This window comes from Streptomyces sp. NRRL F-2664 (genome assembly GCF_000719345.1).
In the GTDB taxonomy this organism is placed as follows: Bacteria; Actinomycetota; Actinomycetes; order Streptomycetales; family Streptomycetaceae; genus Streptomyces.
Window position 1 is genome coordinate 1 of the sequence record NZ_JOFX01000119.1, and the last position, 7,789, is coordinate 7,789.

The window sequence follows — 7,789 nt, forward strand, 5'->3', positions numbered from 1 at the left end:
GGGTACCCCATCGCTGCGCGATGGGCAAGCGAACACCCGCGCTGCGCGCGGGTGTTGCGCTCCCGCTCCGCGGGAGCGCTGGTGGGACGCTGCGCGTCCCTCTCAACCCGCGCGCTGCGCGCGCGGGTTGATGCTCCGTTCGCTGCGCTCTCGGAGCTGGTTGGGGCTGCGCCCCACAGTCGGCCTTCCGCTTCGCTCCAGGCCGGCTGTGGCGGGTCCGCTGCGCTCCCCCGCCCGAACGGCCCTTCGGCTGCGCCTTCAGGGCCGTTCGGGCCCGCTGACGCGGGCCCGGCTGGCTATAGGGAGGGGCCTCGCGGCCTCTGCAGGTTCTGGGGCTTGACCTCGGGTCAGCGTCTGCGGGACCAGGTGTTGCCGATTCCTGCAACGTGCAGGGCCAGTGCGGTCAGCCCCAGGAGCATGACGTTGACTGATGAGAACGTGTGATTGGTGCTGATCTCGGTCGCGTTGATGAGGAACGCGATGAAGAACAGTACTGCCGCGACTATGCCGAGCATGACGAGCCTCTCTCATAGGAAGTGAAGTCCGTATGCCCTGCCACCGCCCTCGCAGGCGTGGGTGGTGTCTCCGAAATGGTCTGGCCTGCTCGTGCGGGCAGGCTGGCGGTTCCTCACGCGTGGGCATGGCGGGTACTTACCGCCTTGTGCGAGGCGGCGTGATGCGCGGGCCGGCCTGTCGGGGGGACTGGGAGACGCCGCAGGGACAGGGCGGCGGCGGTGAAAAGACCGGTGAAGACGGCCAGGAGAAGAATGGACACCCACATCTGCCGGCTCCCGGGTGCCTGCCAGCCGGTCCAGGCCGCGGAGACCGTCCACAGCAGGACGCCCACCGTGTAGAGGGAGCGGACGCGGTGCAGCTGCCTCACTGCCCGCAGGAACTGGATGCGTTCGGTTTTCGGTGCCATGCGGGGCCGTATACCCCCACCCGCGCAGTTCACCGGGAGGGCTTGGTCCGCTTGCCCCGCCTGCCGTCCGGGCGTCCACGCTCTCTCGCGGGTGCGGGTCCTCCAGCTGCGCCCGGGGCCACGCGAGTGTTTCCCCTACCCCTTAAGGGCCTGACGCGGGCTCCGGCCGCGTCAGAGGGTTCTGTCGCTGACTCTCCGACCGCGTCTTCAGTTCCCCAGGGCCGCTGCCGCTCGCTGGGCCGAGATGGTGGTGGGGGGCGAGCGTTGCGGCGCGGATTCTCGGCCTGATCTGCATCACACTGATGCAGCATGTAATGTTGGGGGAAACATGGGACCCCCTGTGGGGCATCTGGTCATTCGGTCCACGTCCTCCATCGCATCCGAGGAGGGTCACACTGCCCGGATTCGACAGCTTCCTCGATGGAATAATTTCCGAAATACACGCAGTCTGCATATACCGGCCGCGTGGCATACCAGTAGAACGCGATCAGCGAGGCGAGTACTAGGGCGGAGACCGGGTGCCTCCACGTAGGAGGCCCTGAGACGGGGTGAATCATGCCGGTGAGCATACGGTCCGGCATGAAGTGCCCCTAGCCAGGGGGCTGTCCTGTGGAGGAGACCGTGGTCTGCCGCCGCAAAGCCGCCATGAGGCCCCTCGGGCTCCTGCGAGCTGCAGGCAAGGACAGGAGGGCAGGCCCGCGACGCGATCGACGCATCTGAGTTTTCGGCCGGCCCCTCCAGTAGGCCGCCCCCCGCGGGACAAGAACCGGCTACCTTATAGATAAGGGGAAGACAGGAAATGTTCGGAGTCCAGCTCAGGGAACACCAGATCATCCAGAAGGTGAGTTTCCGTAGGTGGGCTGGATTTCCTGCAAGATCACCTGTCCCCCCGGAGGGGGTACGGGGCACGATCGTGTCCGCGACGGGATCGGGTAAGACAATCACCGCGGCCTCCTGCGCGCTCGAGCACTTCGGAAACGGTCGGATCCTCGTGATGGTGCCGACCCTGGACCTGCTGGTGCAGACGGCCGAGGCGTGGCGCCTGGTGGGACACCGGGCCCCGATGGTGGCGGTGTGCTCGCTCGATAACGACCCCGTCCTGGACTCGCTGGGGGTGCGCACCACCACCAACCCCATCCAGCTCGCCCTGTGGGCCGGGTCCGGGCCGGTGGTCGTATTCGCCACGTACGCCTCCCTGGTGGACCGCCAGGACCCGGAAGACCCGACGGGCCGACGGACGGTGCGCGGGCCGCTCGAGGCCGCCCTGGCGGGCGGAGAGCACCTCTACGGGCAGCGCATGGACGGCTTCGACCTCGCCATCGTGGATGAGGCCCACGGAACCGCCGGTGATCTGGGTCGTCCGTGGGCGGCGATCCACGACAACCAGCGGATCCCCGCCGACTTCCGGCTCTACCTGACCGCAACCCCGCGCATCCTCGCCGCTCCGCAGCCTCGCAGGGGCGCAGACCGCCAGGAGGTGGAGCTCGCGACCATGGCCGACGACCCAGAAGGCACGTACGGCGCGTGGATCGCGGAGCTCGGTCTGAGCGAGGCGATCGAGCGCGGAATCCTTGCGGGATTCGAGATCGACGTCCTGGAGATCCGCGACCCCTCCCCCGTCCTCGGGGAGTCGGAGGAAGCGCGGCGCAGCCGGCGCCTGGCACTGCTGCAGACCGCGCTCCTGGAGCACGCCGCCGCCTGGAACCTCCGCACCGTCATGACGTTCCACCAGAAGGTGGAAGAGGCCGCCGCGTTCGCGGAGAAGCTGCCTCAGACCGCTGCCGAGCTGTACGTGAACGACGCCTCCGACGCCGACCTCGCCGCCGCCGACAAGCTCCCCGCGTCCTCGATCGACGCGGAGTTCTACGAGCTCGAGGCCGGCCGCCACGTCCCGCCGGACCGGGTGTGGTCGGCGTGGCTGTGCGGCGACCATACCGTTGCCGAACGGCGCGAGAAGATCCGCCAGTTCGCCAACGGCATCAACGCCGCCGGGCACCGGGTCCACCGCGCCTTCCTCGCCAGCGTTCGCGTCCTCGGGGAAGGCGTCGACATCACCGGCGAGCGGGGAGTCGAGGCCGTCTGCTTCGCCGACACCCGCGGCTCCCAGGTGGAGATCGTCCAGAACATCGGCCGGGCGCTCCGCCTCAACCGCGACGGCAGCACCAAGGTCGCCAGGATCATCGTGCCGGTCTTCCTGCAGCCCGGCGAGGACCCCACCGACATGGTCGCCTCCTCCTCGTATGCCGGGCTGGTCGCTGTGCTCCAGGGCCTGCGCTCGCACGATGAGCGCCTGGTCGAACAGCTCGCCTCCCGCGCCCTCACCAGCGGCAAGCGCAAGGTCCGCATCCGGCGTGACGAGGACGGCCAGATCGTCGGAGCCGGCGGCGCGGGCGACGACAAGGACCAGGAACACGACGACACGCAGGCCGCCGCCGAAGCGGCCCTGCTGCACTTCTCCAGCCCGCGCGACGCCGCCACGATCGCGGCGTTCCTGCGCACCAGGGTCTACCGGCCCGAATCCCTGGTGTGGCTGGAGGGCTACCAGGCCCTGCTCCGCTGGCGGAAGGAAAACGAGATCACCGGCCTCTACGCCGTCCCGTATGACGTCGAGGTCGAAGTCGGGGCGACAAAGGCGTTTCCGCTCGGGCGATGGGTGCACCAGCAGCGGAAGGCGCTCCGGGCCGGGGAGCTGGAGGAACGGCGCAAGACCCTGCTCGACTTGCCGGAGGCCGGGATGGTCTGGGAGCCGGGCGAGGAGGAATGGGAGAACAAGCTCGCCGCGCTCCGGTCCTGCCGGCGGGCCACCGGCCACCTCGCACCGCGGCAGGACGCCGTGCGGGGCGAGGGCGAGGCGATGGTGCCCATCGGGCAGCACATGGCCAACCTCCGCCGCAAAGGCGGCCTCGGGAAAGACCCGAAGCGCGCGGCGGAGCGCGCGGCGCAGCTGGCCGCGATCGACCCCGACTGGAACTGCCCCTGGCCACTCAACTGGCAGCGGCACTACCGCGTCCTCGCGGACCTGGTCGACGCCGACGGCGTCCTGCCCGACATCGCCCCCGGCGTGCTGATGGACGGCGACGACATCGGACGGTGGCTCCAGCGGCAGAAACAGCCGGCCACCTGGGCGCTTCTGCTGCCCGAGCAGCAGAAGCGGCTGACCGCACTGGGCGTACACCCCCACCAGGCCCCGCCTCCCACCCCGGCAGCCGCTCGCGCGACGAAAGGCCCGAGTAAGGCGCAGCAGGCGTTCCAGCGGGGCTTGACGGCCCTCGCGCAGTGGGTCGAACGGGAAGGCGCCCACCGGCCGATCCCGAGGAGCCACGGGGAGGAGATCACGGTCAACGGCGAGACGGAGCCGGTGACCGTCAAGCTCGGCGTATGGGTCTCCAACACGAAATCCAGGAGGGAACGGCTGGACGCCGACCAGCTCGACGCGCTACGACAGCTCGGCACGGAGTGGGCATGAGGCGTACCAAACGCGTACGAAGTGCGTACCTACCTCGTACAGCCATGCCTGCACAGCCCGCATCGTAACCAACTGCGGTGAAAAGTTCCCATCCGTTCGGGCACTGTCCCTGTCCCTGTCGCCGGCCGGCGACGGCGGGTCGGACGCGGTCGCGCTGTTCATGGACAGGGCGACGTCGATGGGCCGGCCGCTGGACCCCTCGCGATCTTCTGGGAAAAGCACATCAGGTTTGGCTTGAGGCGGCGCAGGACGTCCCCTTTGAGGACTCTTCTGCGGTACGGCCTTTCCCCGTCCGGCCCGGGCGGCGTGTGGCTCCGGGCTGGTGGTGGTCGTCGACGACCGGGCGGCTGGTGGCGTACGGGTCCGGTGTCATACGGACCGAGCTGATGCTGCTGGACCGGGACCCGGCGGTGGTGGCGCTGGCCTGCCGGCCGGTGGAGCTGGTGTGGCGTGAGGAAAACAGGGTCGTCGGTCATGCGCCGCAGCTGACGGCCAGGCTTCAGGACGGCAGCGGCCTGTTGCTCGACTGCGCGGGGCGCAGCGGACCCTCTGCCCGGCTGGCGGCGCGGGCACGGGCTGTGGCAGCTGCCGCCAAGACGGTGGGCTGGTCCTACCGGCTCGCGGGGCCGCCGGATCCGGTGCTGGTGGCCAATGTGCGGTAGCTGGCCGGTTACCGGCATCCCCGGTACGCCGCAGAGCCGTGGACGCCAGCTCTGATGAGAGCGCTCAGCAGTCCGCGGCCGGCGGTGGAGGCTGTGCGGGACCTGGGTGACCCGATCGCCGCATGGCCCGCAGTCTTACCCGCGCTGTGGAGGGGTGTGCTGCAGGTACGGCTGGACGAACCACTGCACGAGCGTGCCGTTGTCTCGGTCGCACGGCAGGAGGCAGGAGCGGCATGAGGCAGGCGGTTGTCGAAGTCGGGGCGCGCCTTCGCTACGACGGACGGGTATGGAGGGTCGCCGTGCTGGAAGGTCCCCGGGCCACGCTGCCGACCGACAAGGGCACTTCAGCGGTGGTGCTGCTGCCCTACCTGTTCGCCGATCCATCCTTCGGCGTGGAAGGCACGGGCCGGCGCCGGGGGAAGGTACCGCCGCTCGGGATGCTGGAGGCCTGCCGGAACAGGTGCGCGAGCGGGCTCTGGCGTGGCAGCGGCATATGCGGGAGGCGGAGACCGGCTTTCCTGACACGGATGGTCAAGGCCCCCCGCGTGAGCAGTTCAATCCGGCCACGCGGAGCGTGGCGCAGCGGGAGCGGGCGAAGGCGGAGGAGTTGAGGGCGCCGGGCTGGGCTGCGAGTGCGGCCACGGTGCGACGGATACGGGCGCGCCACCGCAGCGAGGGCTTGTGGGGACTGGCGGACGGCCGGGCGGTGCGGGAGCGGTCGGCGGTGGGGCGGACCGATGAGCGGGTGGTCGCGGCCGTCAGGAAGGTGCTGCAGGGGCAGCGGGAGCAGTCGACGAGCGTGGCTGCGCCGCCAGGTGGGGTGGTTGCTGGAGGAGGAGTACAGCACCGGGGCGGTAGCCCTCCCGCCGGCGTCGACATCCAACCGGTTAGTGCACCCGGCGGCCGACGGGCAGGGCCTTGCCGGATCGGCAGCGCAGCGGCGGTGGCATGCGTCGCAGCCGGCAGTTCCAGCCGCGCCGCTCACCGGGCGGTCGCCAGCCAGGGCGGCCGCGGGGGCGTCGGCGCTCGCCGGCTACATACTCAACCGCGTTGCCACCACCCGACGGTAGGGAGGCCCCGGCTCGGAGGACCGGCTCCTCGCGGACGGCCCAGCCGGCGTATTGACAACTCGGCTCGAGCGTCTCGTCGAGCAGCTCGCCCTCATCGTCCCAGCACACGACGGCGGGGTCGGCGGCATCCTCATCCTCCCGGTACCGGGGCCCCAGCGTATGCCCGGGCGGCGGCTTCGCCCAAGCCCCCTGAAGATCAGCGTTCCGTCACATGGGCGAGGACGAAATGCCGGGACCGCTGCAAGCTTGGCGGCCTGGCGCTGTCGCGCTGCCGCGCCGGACTGCACCGACCAGGTGATCTCCCGCCCGACCGTCCGTGCGGTCACGCAGAACAGGCAATGGCACAACCATTCTGTGACGGTGATCACACTCTTCTCGGCGTACTCGCACTCCTCGACCGGACCGTGCACCGCAGCGCCCGCCAGCGGAACGCCGGGTGGCCGCAAGCCCGTACGGGCCCGTCCCGCCATCCGGGGCCGGCGGACCGCGGCACGGCTGCTGGCCCCCGCACTCCTCCTCGCCGCGGCCGGCATCGCGGTCCCGGCCGCCCTCGCCGCAGCCGCCACCATCACCCAGACATTCACCTTCTCTGGTGCCCCCCAGACATATACCGTCCCGGCAGGCGCGGTGGTAACGATCACTGCTGACGGTGCCGGCGGCGCCGACAATGGGTTTCCCGGCGGGTGCACCACTTTCCGCGGGATCGGTGGGACCGCAGCGCACGTCGTCACCACACTGCCGGCTACCAGCACTGCCACTAGCTTCACCATCAATGTGGGCGGTACGGGTAGTAAAGGCTGTTCAAGCAGTGGTGCTGGCGGAGCTGGCGGATTCAACGGGGGCGGGGCGGGAGGCAACGCCGTGCAGCAGACAGGGGGAGGGCCGGGCGGAGGCGGGGCGTCCAGCGTGAGCACGGGCGGCAACCTGCTCGTCGTCGCGGGCGGAGGAGGCGCTGCCCGCGGCGGAAGCAATGCATTTGGAAGGGGCAACGGAGGTAACGGAGGTACCCCCGACGCCACCGATGGTGCTCCCGGAGGCCCCGGGCCGTTCCACGGGAAGGGCGGAGGCGGCGGCAGCACCACCGCGAGTGTCCCGGGCAGCGGCGGTGCCGGCGGTGAGAACACGGGGTTCTGCACAGGCGAGACGGGTGAAATGGGCGGTAGTTTCGCCGGTACCGCGGTGGGCACCGGCGGTGCCGGGGGCGGCATGTCCGGCACATGCGTCGAGATCGATTCTGCAACCGGTGCCGGCGGAGGCGGCGGCGGTGGCTACTTCGCCGGCGGTGGCGGCGGGGGTGCTGGCCAGAGTGATGGAGGTGGCGGTGGTGGGGGCAGCAGTTTCGCCATCCCAAGTGGTACCGGGACCACCTACAGCACGTCGACCATCGGCACCGCTAATCAGAACGGCCAGGTGACGATCTCCTACACCGTCCAGGACCTGGAGATCACCACCGCGAGCCCGCTGCCCAACGCCACCGTCGGCCAGCCGTACTCGACCACGGTTGAAACAGCCGGCGGGACCGGGGAAGCCGCCTTCACGGTCACCGGCGGCACCCTGCCGCCCGGACTGGCCCTGGCCGCAGACGGCACCCTGAGCGGAACCCCCACCCAGCCGGGCACCTACACCTTCACCGTCACCGCGACCGACCCCAACCCCCAAGTCCCCACCG

General features: G+C 70.3%; 5 protein-coding genes. 3 read left to right on the forward strand and 2 right to left on the reverse strand.

All coding sequences use genetic code 11. The features are described 5' to 3' along the window. Positions 1–347: 347 nt before the first annotated feature. Positions 348–515, reverse strand: coding sequence for a hypothetical protein (locus IF89_RS47280; RefSeq protein WP_199820617.1), 168 nt, complete (start codon positions 513–515; stop codon positions 348–350). Positions 516–628: 113 nt separating this feature from the next. Then, positions 629–922: a hypothetical protein gene (locus tag IF89_RS0134345; RefSeq protein WP_030776611.1), complete on the reverse strand. Its 294-nt coding sequence runs from the start codon at positions 920–922 to the stop codon at positions 629–631. Between the two features lie 799 nt (positions 923–1,721). On the opposite strand from IF89_RS0134345, the gene IF89_RS0134350 reads away from it, so the two are divergent. The 3 genes from IF89_RS0134350 to IF89_RS0134360 all read left to right on the forward strand — a co-directional run. Beyond that, a complete protein-coding gene (locus IF89_RS0134350; RefSeq protein WP_030776615.1) occupies positions 1,722–4,388 on the forward strand; it encodes a DEAD/DEAH box helicase in 2,667 nt (888 codons plus the stop codon). 77 nt (positions 4,389–4,465) lie between these two features. Next, positions 4,466–5,050: a TnsA-like heteromeric transposase endonuclease subunit gene (locus tag IF89_RS39055; protein ID WP_234328005.1), complete on the forward strand. Its 585-nt coding sequence runs from the start codon at positions 4,466–4,468 to the stop codon at positions 5,048–5,050. Between the two features lie 2,480 nt (positions 5,051–7,530). Continuing rightward, the coding region (locus tag IF89_RS0134360; RefSeq protein ID WP_030776619.1) for a putative Ig domain-containing protein at positions 7,531–7,789 on the forward strand (259 nt) is incomplete at its 3' end.

Coding starts and splice junctions, on each gene's coding strand:
- IF89_RS47280 (WP_199820617.1), bottom strand. CDS start 515: ATGCTCGGCATAGTCGCGGCAGTACTGTTCTTCATCGCGTTCCTCATC.
- IF89_RS0134345 (WP_030776611.1), bottom strand. CDS start 922: ATGGCACCGAAAACCGAACGCATCCAGTTCCTGCGGGCAGTGAGGCAG.
- IF89_RS0134350 (WP_030776615.1), top strand. CDS start 1,722: ATGTTCGGAGTCCAGCTCAGGGAACACCAGATCATCCAGAAGGTGAGT.